Annotated in this window: 15 protein-coding genes; 6 read left to right on the top strand and 9 right to left on the bottom strand. The window is 66.4% G+C overall.

Annotated features, from left to right (window positions below; genetic code table 11):
* Positions 1-297 precede the first annotated feature (297 nt).
* Together E4O86_RS02530 and E4O86_RS02525 are read left to right on the top strand one after the other, a co-directional pair.
* Entirely contained in the window at positions 298-1,293 is a 996-nt protein-coding gene (locus tag E4O86_RS02530; RefSeq protein WP_161138950.1) for a GlxA family transcriptional regulator, read from the top strand.
* Positions 1,294-1,456: 163 nt separating this feature from the next.
* Positions 1,457-3,142, top strand: coding sequence for a putative bifunctional diguanylate cyclase/phosphodiesterase (locus E4O86_RS02525; protein ID WP_343039073.1), 1,686 nt, complete (start codon positions 1,457-1,459; stop codon positions 3,140-3,142).
* Positions 3,143-3,307: 165 nt separating this feature from the next.
* Here the strand turns inward: E4O86_RS02525 and acnA are convergent, their stop codons facing one another.
* Both acnA and E4O86_RS02515 read right to left on the bottom strand, forming a co-directional pair.
* Positions 3,308-6,001 (bottom strand): aconitate hydratase AcnA, encoded by a 2,694-nt coding sequence (gene acnA / locus E4O86_RS02520; RefSeq protein WP_161138948.1) that lies wholly within the window; start codon positions 5,999-6,001, stop codon positions 3,308-3,310.
* Positions 6,002-6,025: 24 nt separating this feature from the next.
* Positions 6,026-7,219, bottom strand: coding sequence for a CaiB/BaiF CoA transferase family protein (locus E4O86_RS02515; RefSeq protein ID WP_161138947.1), 1,194 nt, complete (start codon positions 7,217-7,219; stop codon positions 6,026-6,028).
* A 397-nt stretch (positions 7,220-7,616) separates the two neighbouring features.
* Here E4O86_RS02515 and gcvA point away from each other — a divergent pair, with 397 nt between their 5' ends.
* Entirely contained in the window at positions 7,617-8,597 is a 981-nt protein-coding gene (gcvA, locus tag E4O86_RS02510) for a transcriptional regulator GcvA (RefSeq protein WP_161138946.1), read from the top strand.
* Positions 8,598-8,969: 372 nt separating this feature from the next.
* On the opposite strand, the gene E4O86_RS02505 is transcribed toward gcvA, so the two are convergent.
* From E4O86_RS02505 to E4O86_RS02490, 4 genes are all read right to left on the bottom strand, one after another.
* Entirely contained in the window at positions 8,970-10,472 is a 1,503-nt protein-coding gene (locus E4O86_RS02505) for a tripartite tricarboxylate transporter permease (protein WP_161138945.1), read from the bottom strand.
* Between the two features lie 13 nt (positions 10,473-10,485).
* Positions 10,486-10,950: a tripartite tricarboxylate transporter TctB family protein gene (locus E4O86_RS02500; protein WP_161138944.1), complete on the bottom strand. Its 465-nt coding sequence runs from the start codon at positions 10,948-10,950 to the stop codon at positions 10,486-10,488.
* Positions 10,951-11,002: 52 nt separating this feature from the next.
* Positions 11,003-11,947, bottom strand: coding sequence for a tripartite tricarboxylate transporter substrate-binding protein (locus tag E4O86_RS02495; protein WP_161138943.1), 945 nt, complete (start codon positions 11,945-11,947; stop codon positions 11,003-11,005).
* 226 nt (positions 11,948-12,173) lie between these two features.
* A complete protein-coding gene (locus tag E4O86_RS02490) occupies positions 12,174-12,413 on the bottom strand; it encodes a hypothetical protein (protein WP_161138942.1) in 240 nt (79 codons plus the stop codon).
* A 133-nt stretch (positions 12,414-12,546) separates the two neighbouring features.
* Between E4O86_RS02490 and tcuA (E4O86_RS02485) the strand changes: the two genes are divergently transcribed.
* From tcuA (E4O86_RS02485) to tcuA (E4O86_RS02475), 3 genes are read left to right on the top strand one after another with little or no spacing between them, the layout of a single operon-like run.
* Positions 12,547-14,052: an FAD-dependent tricarballylate dehydrogenase TcuA gene (tcuA, locus tag E4O86_RS02485; protein WP_161138941.1), complete on the top strand. Its 1,506-nt coding sequence runs from the start codon at positions 12,547-12,549 to the stop codon at positions 14,050-14,052.
* A gap of 38 nt (positions 14,053-14,090) precedes the next feature.
* Positions 14,091-15,464, top strand: a complete 1,374-nt coding sequence (locus E4O86_RS02480) for a CapA family protein (protein WP_161138940.1) — start codon at positions 14,091-14,093, stop codon at positions 15,462-15,464.
* A gap of 11 nt (positions 15,465-15,475) precedes the next feature.
* On the top strand, positions 15,476-17,032 hold the full coding sequence (gene tcuA / locus E4O86_RS02475; protein WP_161138939.1) for an FAD-dependent tricarballylate dehydrogenase TcuA: 1,557 nt from the start codon (positions 15,476-15,478) through the stop codon (positions 17,030-17,032).
* Between the two features lie 72 nt (positions 17,033-17,104).
* Here tcuA (E4O86_RS02475) and E4O86_RS02470 read toward each other — a convergent pair whose 3' ends face one another.
* Genes E4O86_RS02470 through E4O86_RS02460 form a run of 3 tightly spaced genes read right to left on the bottom strand, consistent with a single transcriptional unit; the run spans position 17,105 to position 20,166 of the window.
* Positions 17,105-18,124 (bottom strand): Bug family tripartite tricarboxylate transporter substrate binding protein, encoded by a 1,020-nt coding sequence (locus E4O86_RS02470; protein WP_161138938.1) that lies wholly within the window; start codon positions 18,122-18,124, stop codon positions 17,105-17,107.
* Positions 18,125-18,161: 37 nt separating this feature from the next.
* Complete coding sequence (locus tag E4O86_RS02465) at positions 18,162-19,682, bottom strand: tripartite tricarboxylate transporter permease (protein ID WP_161138937.1); 1,521 nt, start codon at positions 19,680-19,682, stop codon at positions 18,162-18,164.
* Between the two features lie 4 nt (positions 19,683-19,686).
* Complete coding sequence (locus tag E4O86_RS02460) at positions 19,687-20,166, bottom strand: tripartite tricarboxylate transporter TctB family protein (RefSeq protein ID WP_161138936.1); 480 nt, start codon at positions 20,164-20,166, stop codon at positions 19,687-19,689.
* Positions 20,167-20,558: the final 392 nt, after the last annotated feature.

Raw genomic sequence — 20,558 nt, 5'->3', positions numbered from 1 at the left:
CGGTCAGTCAGTGTGATCGACGCGTGCGCGTGCGTTAGCGTGTACGCTCGTGAAATTCGACCTCTTGGCCCTGTCGCCGGGCTCGAAGCAGGTTCCCCGGACTACCTGGTCGCTTGCTGTCAGGCAGCTTTCGAGCGCAATTCATCGATTCGGAGCTACGCCGCCGCGACCAAGGCTCGCGGGCGGCGAGTTCTTCAAAGGCGGGAGGCGACGCTGAACAGAGGGTACGCTGTTGGTCCGCCAGAGACCTAATCGCGACGGAAAGAGCATCGGCAATCCGGGCCTTAGCTGCTAGCCATGCCAGCCGCGACGCCATCCCGTAACGTCGTCGTCTTCGCTCCGACGGACGTCCACGCGCTGGAGATCGCCAGCGTCATGGACGTGTTCAACGAAGCCAACGCGCAGGCCGGTTCCACCACGCTCTATTCAATGACACTCGTGGCGGAGCGGCGAGAAACCATCCGATGCTCTTCCGGGCTCCGGATCGTGCCGGATCTATCAATCGCCGATCCGGTGCCCGATGCGGACACGCTTATCGTCGCGGGAAGCTATGGGGTTCCCCGCACGCCGTCCGATGCGGTGATCGCCTGGCTGCAGCGACGCAGTGAGTCGGCACGGCGATACGGCGCCGTCTGCACCGGGGCCTTTCTGGTCGGTGCAGCCGGTCTCATCGACGGGCGCATCGTCACAACGCATTGGGCATACGCAGACGAATTGAGAACCCGCTTCCCGTCGGCGCGGGTCGATCCAGACAGCATCTTCGTCCGCAACGGGCCGCTTTTCACGTCTGCCGGTGTCTCGGCTTGCATCGACCTCGCGCTCGCGCTCGTCGAGGAGGATCACGGCCGCAACCTCGCCCTTTCGGTCGCCCGTCACATGGTCATGTACCTGAAGCGGCCGGGTGGACAGTCGCAATACAGTGCGCCCCTGGCGGCACAGGCACGGGCCGGGACGCCGATTGCCCGCGTCCAGACCTGGATCCTCGACCATCCGGAGGAAGAACTGAGTCTCTCTGCCCTCGCCAGCCGCGCCGCCATGAGCCCGCGCAACTTCTCGCGCGTGTTCCGCAACGAAACCGGCCTAAGCCCAGCCGAGTTCGTCCAGCAGGTGCGCATGGATAAGGCACGACAGCTACTGGAGGAAACGTCTCTGCCCCTCGATCAGGTGGCGAAGCGAAGCGGGCTGGGCACGGCCGCCTCGGCCCGCCGCATCTTCCTGCGCCGGCTCGGCATATCGCTCCGGCAGTATCGAGAGCGGTTCAAGCTCGGCGCAAACCCGCGCTCGAGCGACTGAATGTCCCAGACCGGTCGATCTTTGGCGCGATCTGTAACCGAACCGACCTTGTTCCCGTCGCGGCTGCAGTTCAAAGAATGGCAGCTGCCGAGGGGAGCGCTCTACGTCCGCTCGGGAGCGGCCGTTCCGAGATCGAGCCGAGTCGTTGTCCCTCCAGTCGCTTGTGCTTCCGCTCCTGCCCCGCTTCGGTCTCCCGTACAGACCCACGCTCCCGGAGAACGTCTCGTCGGCGATCGTGGAAGGCGCGCCGATGGGTATCCTGGTCGCCGACATCCGCTCGGCCGATTCGCGGATCGTCTACGTCAATAACACGTTCGAGGCCATTACCGGCTATTCGCGCAAGGAAGCGATCGGGAAGAACTGCCGCTACCTGCAAGGCAGCGATCGCCTGCAGCCCGAGATCGACGTCATCCGAGCGGCGCTGGAGACCGGCGAGGCGGCCCAGGTTCGGCTCCGCAACTACCGCAAGGACGGAAGCCTGTTCTGGAACGACCTTCACCTCGTTCCGATCGTCGACGCCGCAGGGGCGCCGACCCACTATGCCGGCTTCATCCGCGACGTGTCGGAGGGGGTGGCGACAGCATCCAGGCTGGAGCAGATGACGCATACGGACCAGCTCACCGGATGCCTCAACCGGGACGGATTCGTCGCGAAGCTGTCGAGTTGGCCAGCATCCAGCCGGGTGCTGCTCGTCAAGCTCGACATAGCGCGATTTCACGAGATCAACGGCGGATATGGATACGATCTCGGCGACGCCCTGCTACGCGCGACGACGCAGCGCCTTGAGACGCTCGGGGCAGAGCTGGTTGGGCGCGTCGGAAATGATCAGTTTGCGCTGGCCTTCGCCATCGGCAGCGATGCCGATGTGGCGGAGACCCTGGAGCGACTGACGCGCTCGCTCGGCTCGCGGTTCGCGCTTCCGGGTGCGGACCTCAGGGTCCGCTTCGGAATCGGATTCGTCACTGGATCGCCGGGAGCGGACCCGATGACTCTCGCAAGGCAGGCTGGAGCGGCGCTGGCGGATTCGAAGGCGACTCCGCTTCGGCGACCTTGCGAATTCGTGGCCGAGCGGGAGGTGCAAGCTCACAACCGGCTGAAAATGACGTCCGAGCTGCAGCGGGCGCTTTCCGCCGACGAGTTCGTCTACCACTACCAGCCGCAGGTGAATCTCGCGAACGGAAGGATTGTGGGAGCCGAGGCGCTGATCCGCTGGGAGCATCCGCTGTTCGGGCTGCAGCAGCCCGGCCGTTTCATGGGGGTGGCCGAGGAGACCGGCCTGATCCTCGACATCGGCGCCATGGGCCTGCGCGAGGTCGCGCGCTTCGCCTCCGGCTTCAACCGCAATCGCGCCGAGGCCGTTTGCTTTTCTTTCAACGTGTCTTCGATCGAGCTCACCCACCGCGACATGGTGGCGTTCGCGCGCCGCGTCATCGACGAGACCGGCGTCGATCCGACGTGTCTCACCCTCGAACTCACCGAAAGCCTGCTCGCCGAGGACTCGTCCGAGATGCTGAGCATTTTTCAAGGGCTGCGCGAGCTCGGGATCGGGCTGTCGATCGACGATTTCGGGACCGGCTATTCCAGCCTGCGCTACCTCGAACGGTTTCCGCTCACCGAGATCAAGATCGACCGGAGCTTCGTGTCGGGGCTGCCCCACAGCGCCGCCAAGCGCGTGATCGTCGAAGCCGTGATCAGGCTCGGTTCGGAGCTGGGCGTGCGTGTGGTCGGCGAGGGCGTGGAGCAACAGACCGAGCGCGACATGCTGGCCGAGATGGGGTGCTCCCTTGTGCAAGGCTACCTGTTCAGCCCACCGCTCCCGGCCGATGCGTTCAGCGCGATCGCCGTTTAGCCGACGGAATGACTCGCTCGCTTGGTATCGTTCGCGGCGGACGAGCGGCGGCTCGGTACCGCCACCGCGCAGCGCGGCGGCCTGCTTTGCACGCCGGACTCGGCCGGACGCGTGGCGATGGGGCTAGGGCCGCCTTGGCATCCTAACGCGCGGCGGCCGAGGAATTCATGCCGCCTCCGCGAGGATCTCCCTCAGGACGTAGGGCAGAATGCCACCGTGGCGGAGATACTCCGCTTCGATGGCGGTATCGACCCTGAGGAGCAGCGGCACGCGGTCGCCCGTCCCGTCGGCGCGCCGTATAGCGAGCTCCACGTCCTGCATCGGCACGATGCCGTTCCCGATGCCGAGGAGATCGAAGCGCTCGCTGCCGTCGATGCCGAGCGCCTGCCAGCTCGCGCCGTCCTTGAATTGGGCGGGGAGCACGCCCATGCCGATCAGGTTCGACCGGTGGATGCGCTCGAAGCTGCGCGCCACCACAAGCCGGACGCCCAGGAGCTGCGTCCCCTTTGCGGCCCAGTCCCGCGCCGACCCCGTGCCGTAGTCCAGGCCGGCAAAGACGACGAGTGGCACGCTTTCGGCCTGATAACGCGCCGACGCGTCGTAGATTGTCGTCAGTTCGCCCGACGGCTGGTGCACCGTCACGCCACCCTCGGTGCCCGGCGCCATGAGGTTCTTGAGCCGCACATTGGCGAAGGTGCCGCGCACCATGACTTCATGGTTGCAGCGCCGGACGCCGTAGTTCCCGAAAGTCTGCGGGTTGGCCCCGTGACGCTGCAGCCATTCGCCGGCGGGCGAGCGCAGCGGGATCGGAGCGACCGAACTGATGTGGTCGGTCGTCAGCGAATCGCCGAACAGCGCGAGTGCACGTGCTCCGCGGATCTCGCCGAAGCCGGAGGGCTCCTCTGCGAAGCGGGCGAGGAAGGGCGGCTCCTTAATGTAGGTCGAATTCGGCTCCCACTCGTAGACGGCGCCGTGGCTCTCCGGCACCTTGCCCCAGAGCTCGGCGCTGCCGGCGAGCGCGCCGTACTCCCGACGATAGGTTTCGGGATCATCGGCGTGGCGGAGCACGGCGGCGATCTCCGCTTCGGACGGCCACAGGTCGGCGAGATGCACCGGCCTGCCACTGACGTCCGTTCCGAGCGGTGTCCGGCAGATATCGATGTCGACCGTCCCCGCGATCGCGAAGGCGACCACCAGCGCCGGGCTCATCAGGAAGTTCGCCTTCACGCTCGGATGGATCCGCGCCTCAAAGTTTCGGTTGCCGGACAGCACAGAGGCGACCACCAGATCGTTCCCGACGATCGTCTCCTCGATGGCAGCGTCGAGCGGCCCCGATGCGCCGCCGCATGTGGTGCAGCCGTATGCGACCACGTGGAAGCCGAGCGCTTCCAGATCGGCGAGCAGGCCGGACTTGTGCAGATAGGCCGTCACCGCCCGCGAACCGGGCGCGAGCGAGGTCTTGATGCGTCGATGCACCGAAAGGCCCCGCTCCACCGCCTTCCGAGCGAGGAGCCCGGCAGCCAGCATCAGATTTGGATTTGACGTGTTCGTGCAGGAGGTGATCGCGGCGATCGCGATGTCGCCGTGGCCAATGTCGAAACCGCGGCCCGGCACCTCGAACCGCCGCGTCCGGTCGGCCGCCGCCTTGCCGTAGCCGCCGCCCGCGACCGGCGAGGCGAGGAGTTCCTCGAACCGTGCACCCAGCCGGTCGAGGTCGATCCGGTCCTGCGGCCGCCGCGGTCCGGAGACACTCGGTCGCACGGTGGCCAGGTCGAACTCGAAGACGTGCGAATATTCGCAATCGCCCGGCCGCGGGATACCGAACAGGCCTTGCGCGCGGCAATATGCTTCCACGGCAGCGACATGCCGTTCCGGCCGTCCCGTGCTCCGGAGGAAGTCGAGCGTCTTCTCGTCCACCGAGAAGAAGCCGACGGTCGCGCCGTAATCGGGCGACATGTTCGAGACGACGGCCCGGTCCGTGACCGACAGCGAAGCCGCGCCCTCGCCGAAATATTCCACGAACTTGCCGACCACATTGAGCTTCCGCAGCGCTTCGGTGAGTGACAGCACGAGGTCGGTCGCCGTCGTCCCGGGCTGGAGGGTCCCCTTGAGATGGACTCCCACGACATCGGGGGTGAGGATGTAGATCGGCTGGCCGAGCATGCCGGCCTCCGCCTCGATCCCGCCCACGCCCCAGCCCACGACGCCGATGCCGTTGATCATCGTCGTGTGCGAGTCGGTGCCGACCAGCGTGTCGGGATAATAGAGCCCGTCCTTCTCCCAGACGCAGCGGGCCAGGAACTCGAGATTGACCTGGTGGCAAATGCCGTTCCCGGGCGGGATCACCCGGATATTGGAAAAGGCCTGCTTGCTCCACTTCAGGAACTGGAAGCGCTCGACGTTCCGTCCGAACTCGTTCTCCATGTTGCGGCGGAGCGCGTCCGGCGAGCCGTAGGCATCGACCTCCACGGAATGGTCCACCACCACGTCGACGGGCACGAGCGGCTCGATCCGGCCCGGATCGCTGTTCAGGCGGCTGGCGGTCGCCCGCAACATGGCGAAATCGTTAAGGGCCGGAAAGCCCGACATGTCCTGAAGCAGGATCCGGCCGACGACGAACGGGATCTCGCCGTCGCGCCTGGCGTTCGGCTGCCAGGCCGCGAGCGCGCGCACGTGCTGTTCGGTCACGCGCTTTCCGTCGCAATTGCGCAGCAGCGATTCCAGCATGACCTTCAGGGTGGGAGGCAACCGCGAAACGCGGCCGAGCTCCGCCTCTTCCAGTGCGGCAAGTGCGTAGTACCGGCCGCTGCCGCCAGGAATGGGGAACCTGCGCAGCGCGTTGAAGGGATCGTGGGGCATTCTCGATCTTCTCTCGGCCGCTGGTCAGTGGGCGGCCGCGCGGGCCGGTGGTTCCGTCGCGAGATGGTCCGCCTCGAAGCCGAGTTCGCGGAGGATCTCGGCGGTGTGCTCGCCGTGCAGCGGCGCCGGCCGGCGGATCTCCGGGCCTTCGCTGTCCATGAGGACCGGGTTCCGCACGGTTCGCGTGGTCCCCATGGTCGGATGTCCGACCTCCACCACCAGGCCGCGCGCCTTGACCTGCGGATCCTCGAAGACCTGGCCGAAATCGTTGACGGGGGAACAGGGGATGCCGACGCGATCGAGCGCCGCTGCCAGGTCGTTCACGTCCCAGCCGAGGATCGCGGGGTTCAGCGCATCGAGCAGCGCATCCTCGTTCGCCTTGCGCTGCACCTTGGTGGCGAAACGGGAATCGGCGAGGCTTTCCTCCAGGCCGAGCACCTCCATCAGCCGCCGGAAATGCTCGTCGGTGGCGGCGCTGAGCGCGATGTAGCGGCCTCCCCGTGTCTCGAAGAGCTGCGCCGGCGTGTGCACGCGGTGGCGGTGCCCGAGCCGCTGGGGCACCTGGCCCGTCGTGAGGTATTCCGCGGTCTCCCACACGGCCACGGCAATGGTCGATTCCGACAGAGAGACGTCGAAGCTGTGCCCCTTTCGGTTCCGCAGGACGTTGATGATCCCGATCAGCGCGGAATAGGTCGTGAACAGCGCCGCCACGATATCGGCGGTCTGGATGCCCGTACGCATCGGCATCTGGTCGGGCTCGCCGCAGATCGAAAGCGATCCGGCATAGGCTTCGACCGTAAAGTTCACGCCAGCGCGGCGGCGGTAGGGCCCGGTCTGTCCAAACCCGGACGTCGAGACGTAGACGAGGTCCGGCTTGACGGCGAGGAGGTCCTTGGCGCCGAGCCCGAGCTTCTCGAGCGCACCGGGCCGGTTGTTCTCCACCAGGACGTCGGCCGTCTCCGCCAGCTTCAGCATGACCTCGCGGTCCTCGGGCCGCTTGAGGTCGAGGATGATGCTGCGCTTGTTGCGGTTGAGGTTCGCGAAGCAGGCGCTCTCGCCGTTGACGACCGGCGGGAACATGCGCGTGTGATCGCCGATATGGGGCGGCTCGATCTTGATGACGTCGGCGCCCATGTCCCCGAGAAGCATCCCGCAGACCGGGCCGGCGATGTAGTTCCCGAGTTCGAGCACCCGGATGCCGTCGAGTGGTTGTACCATTCTCTTGCGCGTCCCCGTTAGTCCACCTGGTCCGGCCCGCCGCGGACAGGCGACGGGACCCCGATCTTCGCGCCCCGCCCGACGGAGGCAAATGAAGTGTTCGGGTCTGGGCATGAGCGGATCGCGTGACCGGGTACGCCGATGCCGGCGCGCCCACGGAGGATCGGTCCGAACACCTCCTCACGCGCACTGCGCATGCGCGTTCGTCACGCCCGCGGGAACCGCGGGGTAGGCGAGGGCACATCCCGCCCCTTTCCGCACGGTTCTTGCGGCGCGGTCCGCGCATGAGATATTTGTATGAAGCGATGCGGCGAAGACCGCGCACCGGGCCGGACGTGGTCGGGTTCGGAAGGGTTTCTGGTAGGAGGAGACGCAGCATGGTGGGAACCGCGCAGCGATGATCACCCGCTATCCGTCATTGACGAACCTTCGCGCCTTTGAGGCGGTATCACGGCACCTGAGCTTCACGCGGGCGGCGCTCGAGCTCAATATCACGCAGACCGCGGTGAGCCACCAGATCAAGGGCCTGGAGGACCTGCTCGGCACGAAGCTCTTCGTCCGCAAGCGGAATTCGATTGAGCTCACCGAGGTCGCGGGCGAGTATTATGGACCGATACGTAGCGCACTGATGGAGGTCTCGATCGCGACCGAGCGCGCCATGCGCTCCGATCGCGAGAACAACCTAACGATCGCCAGCCCGCAGACCTTCGCGATAAAGGTCCTGTTCCCGCGGCTGGAAGAGTTCCGGTCGCTGCACCCGAACATCTCGCTAAACATCAAGGCGGTGCTGTCGTTCGAGAACCTCGCGCGCTACGATCATGACGTCGCAATTCGCTACGGACCGCTCAGCAACCTGCCCGGCCAGCACGTCGAGCGGCTGACATCGGAGGAGTCCTTTCCCGTCTGTAGTCCCAAGCTCCTGGAGAAGCACCCCCTCGAAACCCCCGAAGATCTCGCCTTCCACACGGCGATCCGCAATTCGTCGCCGGTTCTCGCCGACGACTGGCCGGTCTGGCTCCGGCTCGCGGGCGTGCCGAACCTCCTGTTCAAGGACGAGATCGTCTGCGACCTGCTCTTCCCCGCGATCGAGGCGGCAGTCGACGGCCTCGGGGTGGTGATGGGACGTCGGGGCCTCGTGGATCGCGAACTCGCCTCGGGCACCCTCATCGAGCCCTTCGGAATCCGGCACGCTTCGAGCGCCGGTTACTTCCTGCTGTGCACGCCGGAGCGGATCAAGCTCCAGAAGGTGCAAATCTTCAGGAATTGGCTGGTCAATTGCTGCCGGTCGATCCAGCAGGGCGGAGCGAGCATGCCGGATGGCGTCTCCGAGGCGCGGCAGCACCCGACCCACAGCCGGGCATTGGCAGAGCCGACCTAGCTGGCGATACCGCGATGTGCGTGCACCCACTGCTGCGCAGCGCGACGCATGAGCTTCCCTCATACGAATTGTGAGCACAGGTCCTTTGCCTATGTCTGCCGGCCAAGCTCCTATCGCGCCGCTATGCGCGACCGAGCAAACAGCTCCGGCCCGTCGGGCGTCTATCGGGGATGCATGGCGCAGGCCGGCGGCGGCACGCCGATCGCCTGTCGGAGCGACGCGGATATCCGCGATTACCTCGCCGGCCATCTCTGCCGGTGCGAGGCCTGTCCCGAGATCCCGGAGGCTGCGCATGCGGCCGGCGGAAGCCGGACGGGCGCGCCGCCGTCCGGGTGAGCTGGCCGCCTCTGGAAATCCCGATCTTTCCGCATCCTATTCCTCGACGAACGCTTCCTGCCGTGCCGAACTGATCGACGGCAGCAGGACGAGCACGAGCGCGACGAAGGCGACGCAGAGCAGGGCGCCGGAAATCGGGTTGGTGAAGAACACGGTCCAGTCGCCGCGCGCCATCAGCATCGCACGGCGCAGGTGCTCCTCCAGCATCGGCCCGAGGATGAAGCCGAGAAGCAGCGGCGCCGGCTCGCAGTCAAGTTTCACGAGCACGTAACCGACCAGCCCGAACCCTGCCATGACAAAGACGTCGAAGACGTGATTGGCGAGGCTGTACGCGCCGATGCAGCAGAAGGTCACGATGGCCGGATAGAGGAGGTGATAGGGCACGCGCAGCAGCCGGACCCAAAGGCCGATGAGCGGCAAGTTCAGGATCACGAGCATCAGATTTCCGATCCACATGGAGGCGATAACGCCCCAGAAGAGCGCCGGCTGGGCCTTGATTATATTCGGGCCGGGGGTAACGCCCACCACGATGAGCGCGCCGACCATCAGGGCCATGACGGCATTGGTCGGAATGCCGAGAGTGAGCATCGGCACGAACGAGGTCTGCGCGCCGGCATTGTTGGCGCTTTCCGGGCCGGCCACGCCTTCGATCGCCCCCTTGCCGAACCGCTCGGGGTTACGCGCGATGCGCTTCTCCAGCATGTAGGACGCGAAGGATGCGAGCATCGCTCCGCCCCCGGGCAGGACGCCGAGCGCGGATCCGAGCATGGTGCCGCGCAGAACCGGCTTCGCGATCTGCTTGAGATCGCGGAGGGTGAGCATCAGCCCCTCGATCTTATTGACAATGATGCTACGCTGGCCGGGCTGCTCCAGGTTGCGGATGACCTCGCCGAGCCCGAACACGCCCATTGCGATCGCGACGAAATCAAGCCCTTCGATCAGCTGGCTCTGGCCGTAGGTGTAGCGCATCGTGCCGGTATAGAGGTCCTGGCCGACGAGCCCGAGGAGCAAGCCGAGGACGACCATCGCGAGCGCCTTCATGACGGAGCCGGATGCGAGCGCGACCGAGGCGACCAGCCCGAGCACGACCAAAGCGAAATATTCCGGCGATCCGAACTTGAGCGCCACCGCTGCAAGCGGCGGCGAAAAGAGTGCGAGCAGCAGGGTCGCCACGCAGCCGGCGAAGAAGGAGCCGAGCGCCGCAGTGGCGAGGGCTGCTCCCGCCCGGCCCTGGCGGGCGAGTTGGTAGCCGTCGATCGCCGTGACCACCGACGAGGCCTCGCCGGGCAGGTTGATCAGGATGGCCGTCGTCGACCCACCGTATTGCGCGCCGTAATAGATGCCCGACAGCATGATCAGGGCGGAAACCGGCTCCAGGCCGAAGGTCAGCGGCAGGAGGATGGCCACCGTGGCCGTCGGCCCCAGCCCGGGCAGAACGCCGATGAAGGTTCCGATCGCCACTCCGACGAAGCAATAGAGGAGGTTCTGGAAGGATAGGGCGGTCCCGAAGCCGAGCGCCAGATTGGAGAAGATGTCCAACTGTCCTGCCCCCTCAATATCCGCCGAGCCATGGACCGAAAGCGACCCAGGGCAGGTGCAGTGCCTCCACGAAGACGATCCACACGAACCCCACCAGCCCGACTGCGAGGACCAGAGCGGTCGCCGGGCGGAAGTTCGGGCTCGCCATCGTGGTGATGAGGATGGTCGCGCCGAGTGCGGGCACGATGCCGAGCGGCTTCAGGAGCACGCCGAACAGCACGGCGGCGCCGATGATGAACGCCAGTCCGCGCCAGTGGAATGCCGCCGGCATGCTGTCCTCGACATAGAGCGAGCTCGCGACGATGCCGGCGCCGAGGAGAGCCAGCAGCACGGAGAGGACCTGGGGAAAATAGCCGGGGCCCATCCGGGCGGCGGTCCCGATCGGCATAGCGAAAGAGCCCGTCCAGAACACCGCCGCGATTGCAAGGAAGATGATGCCGGAGGCCAGGTTCTTGATGCTGCGGATCTTCACGTCCACGCCCCTCTCGACGGGCGGGGCGGGCTGGCTCTGTTGCCCGCCCGGCCTCCTGTTACGGCTTCTTCTTCTCGATCCCGAGCTTGCCGGCGATCGCCTGCCACCGTTCGATCTCGTCGCTGATGATAGCCTTGAACGCGTCGGGGCCGTCGGTGGCCGGCTCCAGGCCCTTGGCCGCAAGCGCCTGCTGCGGCGCTTTGCCGATGTAGCTCTCCTGCAGCGTCGTCCACAGCTTGTCGACGATCTCCTGAGGCAGGTCCTTCGGGCCGACCAAGCCGAACCATCCAGTGCCGTAGGTCGGGTAGCCGAGCTCCTCGAGCGTAGGCACGTCCGGGAACGTCGCCGCGCGTTTCGAGCCTGCCGTGCCGAGCGCCTTCAGGGTCCCGCCCTCGACCTGCGCCTTGGCCTGCTCGGCCGTCATCATCAGGTACGTCACGCGTCCGGCGATGAGCTCTGTCATGGCCTGCGCCGATGCATTGAAGGGCACGCCGAGCGCTTCGAACCCGGCGACACTGGCGAAGGTGGCCGCGGCGAGCTGCGGCGGTCCGCCCTGGTAGCCATAGCTGATATCGTTCGGATGCGCCTTTGCGTAGGCGACAAACTCCTCGACCGTATTGGCAGGGAAGTCCTTGTTGACCATCAGAAGGACGGGTGCGATCGACAGCCGCGCGATCGGCGTGATGTCCCCGACCGGATCGTAAGGCAGTTCGTAGAAGGCCGGAAGCACGGACTGGCTGCTCGCCATCAATAGGAGCGTGTAGCCGTCAGGCGCCGCATCCTTGAAGGACGTCATCGCGACGAGGCCTTGCGCCCCGGGCTGGTTCTCCACCACGAAGGTCTGTCCGAGAGCCTGGCCGAGTGTGTCGGTGACGCTGCGAGCCGTGGTGTCCGTGGCGCCGCCGGGGCCGGTCGGCACGATGACCCGTACCGATCGGTTCGGAAAATCCGTCTGCGCCGCGGCCGGCGCGGCCAGCGCGAGCCCGGCGGCCAGGCCGAGCACAATTCCCCACGAAGAAAGCCGTCCCACTCTCATGTCGCTCCTCCCTGACTTCTTGTATCCGCCGCCCCGCTTCCTCGGCTCGAGAGCCCGCGGAAACGGCGTCCCGCGCCGTCTGGTGCAGCGTTCCGGGACGATTGACATTCCGATCATCGGGCCGGGGCCGGATCGGGCAAGCGACATGTCGTCATGACCCTCATGAGCCTTGCTCATCCGGCGTCGACCCACCTCACCCCTTGCCGCGCGACGGCGGCGGATTGAGGTAGCCGGGCTTCACCGTCGCATCGATCAGGTAGGGTCGACCGTGCCGCGCATGCTCAAGCCCGCGGACAATCGCCGCCTCCAACTCGGGTACGTTCGCGACGGCCCCTCCGGCTCCCAGCGAGAACTCGTCGTGAAACGCATGAGCAACGCTCATCCTGCTGGCGCGAATACAATCCAGCCCATGACCTATGCTCATGGCGATCATTACAACATCTCGTTTGCCAAGCCCCGGTTCCGGCGCGGATACCGAAACGATCGAACGAGCCCTCCCTGCCGCATGCCGCGCGGCACCGGCGGAGGGGCGAGACCGCGACCCCGGGTCAAGAGGAGCGAAAAGCGTGCGGATCAAGGAACATTGCGACGTCGTCGTCGTCGGTGGCGGTAGCGCCGCCCTGGAAACCGCCGTCGCCGCTCGTCAGGCGGGCGCCGAACGCGTGGTCATGGTCGAGAAGGCTCCGGAATCGGAATCCGGCGGCAATGCGCGCTTTTCCTCGACGGGGTTCCGCTTCGTCTATTCCGGGCCGGACGAGATCCGCGACCTTGTCGGGGACATGGACGACGAAACCTATGCCCGGATCGTCGTACCGCCCTACACCGTTGACGACTTCATGGCGGATCTGAACCGCGTGACGGAGGGCCTGATCGACCAGAATCTTGCAATGGCGATCGCGGGCGATTCGAACGAGGCGATCCACTGGACCCGGGAGCTCGGCATCCGCTGGAAGCTCCACATGAACGTCGTCGTCGACAACAAGATTCACTTCGAGCCGGGCGTGGTGATCCATCCGGTCGGGGGCGGGCTCGGGCAGCTCAAGATCTGGCGCGAGATCGCGACCGGAATGGGCGTGGAGATCCGCTACGATTCGCCGGTGAGCGCCCTCCTCGGCGACCGCCATCGTGTCGAAGGCGTCTCCGTCTCAACGGCCGACCAGATCTACGACCTCTATGCCGACGCGGTCATCCTGTGCGCCGGCGGGTTCCAGGCCAACCAGGAGATGCGCGCACGTTATCTCGCCGGCAATCCGGACATGATGAAGGTCCGGGGTACCCGGCATGACACCGGGGAGGTGCTCCGGATGGCGCTCGACCTCGGGGCGCGCTCGGCCGGCCATTGGAAGGGCGCACACCTCGCGCCCCTCGACGGCGCCTCGCCACGCTTCGAGGTGCCGGTGGGCAAAGACGGCATGGGCAGCTGGACGAAGCGCTACTCGTATCCGCTCGGCATAACCGTGAACAAGTTCGGCCAGCGCTTCTACGACGAAGGCGAGGCACACTTCTCCTACACCTATGCGAAGAGCGGTCGCTTCATCCTCGAGCAGGCGGGCGGCGTTGCGTACCAGATCTTCGACGGAACCACGATCCCGCACATCTACCGCCACGATTCCGAGCATCTCGAGCTCAAGTTCGAGGCCGACACCCTGCGGGAGCTCGCCAGGAAGATCGGCGTCAATGCGGACGTGCTCGAAGCGACCGTCGCGGAGTTCAACCAGGCGGTTTCGGACGACCGGCCCTTCGACCCGACGAAGCGCGACGGTCGTCATACCGTCGGCATCGACCCGCCCAAGACAAACTGGGCGAGCCGGATCGAGAAGCCGCCGTTCCGAGCCTACCCGGTGACGGGCGGGATCGCGTTCACCTTCGGCGGCCTGGAAATCACGGCGGACGGCCAGGTCGTCGCCATTACCGGACATCCCATCCCGGGGCTCTATGCCGTCGGCGATATCACCGGCATCTTCTTCCACAACTATCCGTCCTGCTCCGGTCAGACGCGGAACGCCGTCTTTGCGCGGCGGACGACCCGCCACGCCGTTGCATCCCGCTCGAACGAGGCGCGGGTCGCCTGACGCCTTCGCGTCGGCGGCCGATGACGGTCATGGCGGACATGAGCGAAGACGTGCGGTTTGCGGTCGAGCGCGGCGACATCAGCGTCGCGCTCGTCGGCGATGTGATGCTGAACCGGCGCATCCGCATGCACGAGGAGAGCAGATTCCTGCAACTCCGCGAGATTCTCCGCGGCGCGGACCTCGCCTTCGGCAATCTGGAGACCGTGGTGCGCCGGCCCGACGAGGGCGTGCCGACGCTGTCCTATGCCACCTACACCTCGATGCACCCGAGTCTCCTCGCAGAGCTCGAATGGCTGGGGATCGGGCTTGTCTCCGCCGCGAACAACCACGCCTACGACTACAATGAGAGCGGTGCCCTCGCCACGATCACGCACCTGGAGGAAGCGGGCCTTGCCTTCGCGGGGATCGGGCGCAATCTCGCCGCCGCGCGCGCGCCCGGCTATTGCGACACCCGTGGTGGGCGCGTCGGCCTGGTCGCCGCCACGACGACGTTCTACCCCTGGAGCCGGGCCGGCGCTGCCCGCTCCGACGCGACCGGCCGGCCCGGCATCAACCCGCTCGCCTTCGGCACGGTCTTCACGGTCCCGCCGGACGCTCTCGAGGTGCTTCGGAGACTGTCCCGGGACCTCGGCTTCGCGAAGGAGGCGGAGCGCAAGCGGAAGCATTTCTACAGCGATGCGGAAGCCCCGCAGGGCGGTGCGGACGAGGTCCACTTCCTCGACCACAACTTCTCGGCCGGCCCCGCCGCACGCTTCGCTCGGCCAGCCGATCCCGCCGATCTCGCAGCCAACATGAAGTCGCTCGGCGAGGCGCGTCGCCAGGCGGACTGGGTCATCGCCTCGATCCATTCCCACGACTTCGCGCATGCGAGCGCCGCGACCGCGTCGAGGCAGGCGGAAATGACCGAGCCGGCGGAATGCGTGGTGGAATTCGCCCACGGCGCAATCGACGCCGGGGCCGACATCGTCGCCGGCCACGGGTCCCACACGGCGCTCGGGATCGAGATATACAAGGGGCGGCCGGTTTTCTACGGGCTCGGCAACTTCATCTTCCAGAACGAGACGATGACGAGCTTCCCGGCCGATTCCTACGAGCGCTTCGGGTTGCCGTCCGACGCCACGCCCGCTGATTTCCTCGACGCGCGCACGGACAAGGACCGCAAGGGCCATCCGGCGGAGCCGGCATTCTGGCAGGGGATGATCGCCGTCTGCCGTTTCGAGGGGCGCGTGCTGCGTCGGATCGAAATCCATCCCACGGATGCGGGCTACGGTCTCCCCCGGCCGCAGCGTGGCCGCCCGGTCCTCGCCCGGGGGGAAACGGCGCGTGCCGTGCTCGAACGCATCGACCGTCTCTCTCGGCCTTACGGAACAAATCTTGCACGCGAGGGCGACACGGGCGTGATCGCAGTCTGAGGGGGCTTGCCATGTTGGAGGCGGGGGATCTCGGCAGCGCCGACGTTATTGTGGTCGGCGGTGGCAACGCCGCGTGCTGTGCCGCTCTGTCCGCCCGCGAAGCCGGCGCGCGGGTCCTCATGCTCGAGGCGGCTCCGGAAGAGCTCTCGGGCGGCAACAGCCGCTTCACCGGCGGCGGCTACCGCTTCGCCTTCAACGGCATCGACGATCTCGCGGAGCTGATGCCCGACCTCAGCGAGGCCGAGAGGGAGACGCTCGATTTCGGATCCTATCCGGAGTCCCGGTTCTTCGACGACATGGGCCGGACCACCAATTACCGGACCGACCCGGAGCTCTGCGAAATTCTGGTCACGAAAAGCTTCGAGACGATGGCGTGGCTGCGCGGCAAGGGCGTCCGCTTCGAGCCGAGCTTTGGCCACACCTTCAAGGTCGGCGGCAGGCTGAAGTTCTGGGGCGGACTCGCCTGCGTCGTTTCCGGCGGCGGGCCGGGGCTCGTCGAGGCGGAGTACAAGGCTTGCGCGGAGGCCGGAATCCCGATCGTCTTTGACACGTCGGCGACCGATCTGCTCCTCGATCCCGATCGGCGCGTCCGCGGCGTGCGCGCTGTCCTCAGGGGCAGGACGGTCGAGCTCGCGGCCGATGCCGTGGTTCTCGCATGCGGCGGCTTCGAGGCGAGTGCGGAGATGCGTGCACGCTATCTCGGCCCGGGCTGGGATGTCGCGAAGGTGCGCGGCACCCGCTTCAACACCGGCGGCGGCATCCGCATGGCGCTCGATGCCGGCGCGATGTCGTACGGGCATTATTCCGGCTGCCACTCGGTCGGATGGGAACTGAACGCGCCGCCCTTCGGCGATCTCGCCATCGGCGACCAGTTCCAGAAGCACAGTTATCCGCTCGGCGTCATGGTGAACGCGCGCGGCGAGCGGTTCGTCGACGAGGGCGCCGACATCCGCATCTACACCTATGCCAAGTACGGCAGCGTGATCCTGAAGCAGCCCGACATGTTCGCGTGGCAGATCTTCGATGCGAAATCGATAGCGCTCCTGCGCGGGGAATATCGCATCCGACAGGTGACGAAGGTCACCGCCGGCTCGCTGGAAGAGCTGGTCGGCAAGCTCGACGGCGTCGATGCGGAAGCCTGCCTGCGGGAAATCGCGGCGTTCAACCGGGCGGCCATTTCCGACCGGCCGTTCGACCCGACCGTGAAGGACGGCCGTCGGACGATCGGGCTCGCGATTCCGAAGTCGAACTGGGCCCGTCCGATCGACACGCCACCCTTCGAAGCCTATGCCGTGACCTGCGGCGTCACCTTCACCTTCGGAGGTGTGAAGATCTCCCGCGGCGCGGAGGTTGAGGACGTCGCCGGCCGGCCGATACCGGGCCTCTACGCGGCGGGCGAAATGGTCGGCGGGCTCTTCTACCACAATTACCCTGCCGGCAGCGGCCTGCTGTCGGGGTCGGTGTTCGGCCGGATCGCCGGGAGTTCGGCGGCGGCGCACGCGCGCGCAAGGGCGTCGGCGGCCGCTCCTTCTCCGAGTCCGTCCGCGCCGGCTATGCCCTCCATCTGAGGACAGCGGAACCGTTCCGCTCCGCCGGCGCGGTCTGCACCGCGCCGGCGGAGCCGTTCTTCGCCTCTCCGATCAGCTTGCCATCAGGTACTGTTTGTACTTCTCAATGATGGCGAAGCTGTCGTTCATCAACTTCGTGGATTCTTCGGGGCCGATCCATGCGGCGGTCAGGGACTGCGCCTGCAGCTTGGCTTCGGCGTCGGCATTGGTTCCGATGGCCTTGAAGCCGTCGACGAGGCGCTGCCAGCGTTCCGGGTGCTTCTCGGGAACCCCCTTGTGGGCAGCGAAACCCGCTATCGAGCCCTGGATCCATTGCGGCTTGCCACCGAGAGCGGTGACGGCCGCGTCGACGAGGGGTGCATTTTCGAATGGCTTCACCGGCTTTCTGCTGAAGACCACGAGCGGCCGGAAGAACTGTTCGCTCCCGAGTGCGCTCTCGGCCGCATGGGCACCGGCATCGACGACGCCCCCGCCGAGCGCGACCTGGATGTCGCCACCGCCCGGATAGTTCACGATGCGGACGTCCTCGCGGGTCAGGCCGAGGCTGTCGAGCAGGAGCGTCAGGTTGAGGTCGTGCGCGGAACCCACGGTCGACGCGATGCTGATGGTGCCCGGCTTCGCCCTGATCGCCTTCACGATTTCCTCCAGCGAGTGATAGGGCGATTCCGGCGATGCCGACAGGGCGCTCGAATTCTGCTGCGGCAGGTTGATGAACGCGAAGTCGTCGAGTTTGAACTGGGCGCCCATTACAACGATGTTCATCGGCAGGTAGATCGAGGCCGACGTGCACAGCAGCGTGTAGCCGTCGTCGCGCTGCTGGAGGAAATAGTTGTGCCCGATCATGGCCGATGCGCCGGGCTTGTTGACGATCGTCGCCGGCTGGCCGAATTCCTTCTCTATGTAGGGCTGCACGGCACGCATGTAGCGGTCTGTCGAGCCGCCGTTGCCGAACGGGACAATGAAGGTGAGCGGCTTGTCCGGCCAACCGCCTTGGGCGCGGCCGGCCGATCCCAGGATCGCGGGCGCCGAAAGGACGGCTGCGGATGCGCCGGCCGCCTTGATGAAGGTGCGTCTGGTGAATCGTTTCTTCATTGGTTCCTCCCTTGATGCTCCAGGCGTTGCGTCGCGCCTATCCCGGGCTCTCCTGAGTCGCGGCGCGGTAGCGGCGGAAGCCGCTCTTGAGCAACGGCGCCGTCGCGGTCAGGACGAGCAGCGCCAGCATCGCGGTGCCGGCCGGACGCTTGAGCAGGTAGGACGGGTCGCCGCCGCTGATCTGGTAGGTGCGCAGGAGTTCGGATTCCAGCATGAAGCCGAGCACCAGTCCCACCACCATTGCGGGCACGGAATAGTCGAACCGAGTGAGCAGCCAGCCTAGAATAGAGAAGATGAAGAGCGTGACCGGGCCGACACTGCTGCCGGTGAGGGCGTAGGACCCCATCGCACCGAGAACCATTACTGTTGGCACGAGGTAGCGAACCGGTAGCTTCACGATCGCCGCGGCGAAATAGACGAATCCTATACCGACCACGGCGAGCAGCACCGCCTGCCAAAAGTTTCCGATGATGATGCCGTAGACGATGTCCCGGTGATCGGTGATGAAACGCGGGCCGCCATTGATGTTGTGCATGGCGAAGGCGGAAAGCATCACGGCCGTGCCGGCGCCGCCCGGGATGCCGAGGGCCAGCAGCGTCGCCATCGAGCCGCCTTCGGAGCTCGAATTCGCCGATTCCGAGGCCATGACGCCTTTCGGGTTACCCTTGCCGAAGCTTTCCGGATTCGGATCCGACCGGCGCGTCTGCGCATAAGAGAGAAGGTTGGAGATGGAGGATCCGACGCCCGGCACGATACCGACGCCACAGCCGATCAGGCTGCCCTTGATGAGGATGCCGGGGTGCCGGAAACTTTCCCGGAACCCGCTCCAGATCCGCGCGACCGAGATCACGCGGGCAGCCTCGTCCTTCACGATGTAGCTTTCCCGCCCGATCAGCGCGAAGAGCTGGCTGGAGACGAAGAGCCCCATCATCGCGGGGATCACGGGAAAGCCGTCGAGGAGCACCGTGTAGCCCATGGTGCCACGGCTGTAGCCCGCGGCGTTCGTGCCCACCGTGCCGATGAGGACGCCGACTATGCCGGCAAGCAGTCCGCGCCCGACATGGCGGCCACGCAGCATGCCGATGAGCGTCAGGCCCCAGATCGCGACCGCGGACATTTCGAGCGGTCCCATCTTGAGCACCGCGTAGGAGGCCGGACCGACGGCCAGGAGGAGGACGACATATCCGACGAGCTGTCCGGCAACGGATGCACCGAGACCGAGGCCGAGGGCCTCGTTGTGCAGCCCCTTCTGAGCCATCGGGTAGCCGTCGAAGGCGGTGGCGACTGCGGCCGGCGTCCCGGGAATGTTGATGAGGATGGCGGGGATCGCGCAGCCGAACCCTGCGCCGGTGAAGATCGACGTGAGGAACAGCATCGCCGAGAGGAAGTCCATGTAGGCGGTGAGCGGCAGCAGCACCGCCATGGCCATCGAGCCGGACACGCCCGGGATCGCGCCGGCTGCGAGGCCGATGATCAGGCCGGGAAGCACGACCAGCCACGGCGAGAACGAACTCGTCAGAAGATCGAATGCGCCGCCGAGGGCGTTCAGGTCGAGCACGGTGTCATCCGAGCAGCGTTGGAATGGGCACCGAGAGGATCGCCTTCGAGCCCCAGATGACCACGAAGGTGAAGACGGCGGAGAAGACGAGGACCCGAGGCAGGTTCCGGTCGCCCTGCACAAGCAGAGAGAGCGCTACGAAGGCGAAAGTGACGATGTCGAACCCGACGATCTCGAGCAGGAACGCGTAGGCGCCGATCAGGGCCATGACCACGAGGGGCATGATCCGCGGCCAGAGCGCGCGTCCCGGCGCCTCCGCAGCTTCAGCCGCCGCCGGCGTGTCGTCGTCTTCCGCGGTTCGCAGCAGCCTCGCCGCGATCAGAAGGCAGAGCACGATCGCAGCGGCGCCGAACGGCACGATCACGATCAGGTTCTCCACCCGATGCGACACGCGCCAGGCGTCGAGCATGTAGAGCGCGGCGCAGGCGGTGATTGCGGCCAGGAACGCGAGATGCTCGAGCTTCGCCCGGGTCAGCTTCGTCATCGGCGAGCCTCCTGGCCGGCAGAGCTCGGCCGCAGCGCCGCGCCGCGCGGATCGCAGCCCGCCCCGCTCATTCCCGTTCTCGGCTGTATGGGTTCATGAAGCCGCCATCTCCCGATCGGATTCGGCTGTTGTCCAAGGGCGTGAAGCGTCCCGCTTCCGGCCGGTCGTCATTCTCGCCGACCGCTCTTCTGAACGACGTCTCGTGACGCCATGCCGAAGTTTCCGGGCCCGGTCGGCGGACGGCAAATGAAACATTCTCATGGTTTGGAGCATCAATGCTCATTTCGTGACGCCCTGTCCGGACGAACGAACGGGTGCTGCATTCGAACTGGCGAAGGATGAGGAACGCTCATCCGGCCGCTCAGCAACCTTCATTCGACAGCCCCGACGAA

This window comes from Propylenella binzhouense, from assembly GCF_009866965.1.
Classification (GTDB): domain Bacteria; phylum Pseudomonadota; class Alphaproteobacteria; order Rhizobiales; family Afifellaceae; genus Propylenella; species Propylenella binzhouense.
This window is presented reverse-complemented; position numbering and strand designations above follow the sequence as displayed.

Bases quoted from the DNA above. Each gene is read 5' to 3' on its own strand.
- E4O86_RS02530 (WP_161138950.1), top strand. From the start codon at position 298: ATGCCAGCCGCGACGCCATCCCGTAACGTCGTCGTCTTCGCTCCGACG.
- E4O86_RS02470 (WP_161138938.1), bottom strand. From the start codon at position 18,124: ATGAAGAAACGATTCACCAGACGCACCTTCATCAAGGCGGCCGGCGCA.
- gcvA (WP_161138946.1), top strand. From the start codon at position 7,617: ATGATCACCCGCTATCCGTCATTGACGAACCTTCGCGCCTTTGAGGCG.
- E4O86_RS02490 (WP_161138942.1), bottom strand. From the start codon at position 12,413: ATGATCGCCATGAGCATAGGTCATGGGCTGGATTGTATTCGCGCCAGC.
- tcuA (WP_161138939.1), top strand. From the start codon at position 15,476: ATGTTGGAGGCGGGGGATCTCGGCAGCGCCGACGTTATTGTGGTCGGC.
- E4O86_RS02480 (WP_161138940.1), top strand. From the start codon at position 14,091: ATGAGCGAAGACGTGCGGTTTGCGGTCGAGCGCGGCGACATCAGCGTC.
- E4O86_RS02515 (WP_161138947.1), bottom strand. From the start codon at position 7,219: ATGGTACAACCACTCGACGGCATCCGGGTGCTCGAACTCGGGAACTAC.
- E4O86_RS02460 (WP_161138936.1), bottom strand. From the start codon at position 20,166: ATGACGAAGCTGACCCGGGCGAAGCTCGAGCATCTCGCGTTCCTGGCC.
- acnA (WP_161138948.1), bottom strand. From the start codon at position 6,001: ATGCCCCACGATCCCTTCAACGCGCTGCGCAGGTTCCCCATTCCTGGC.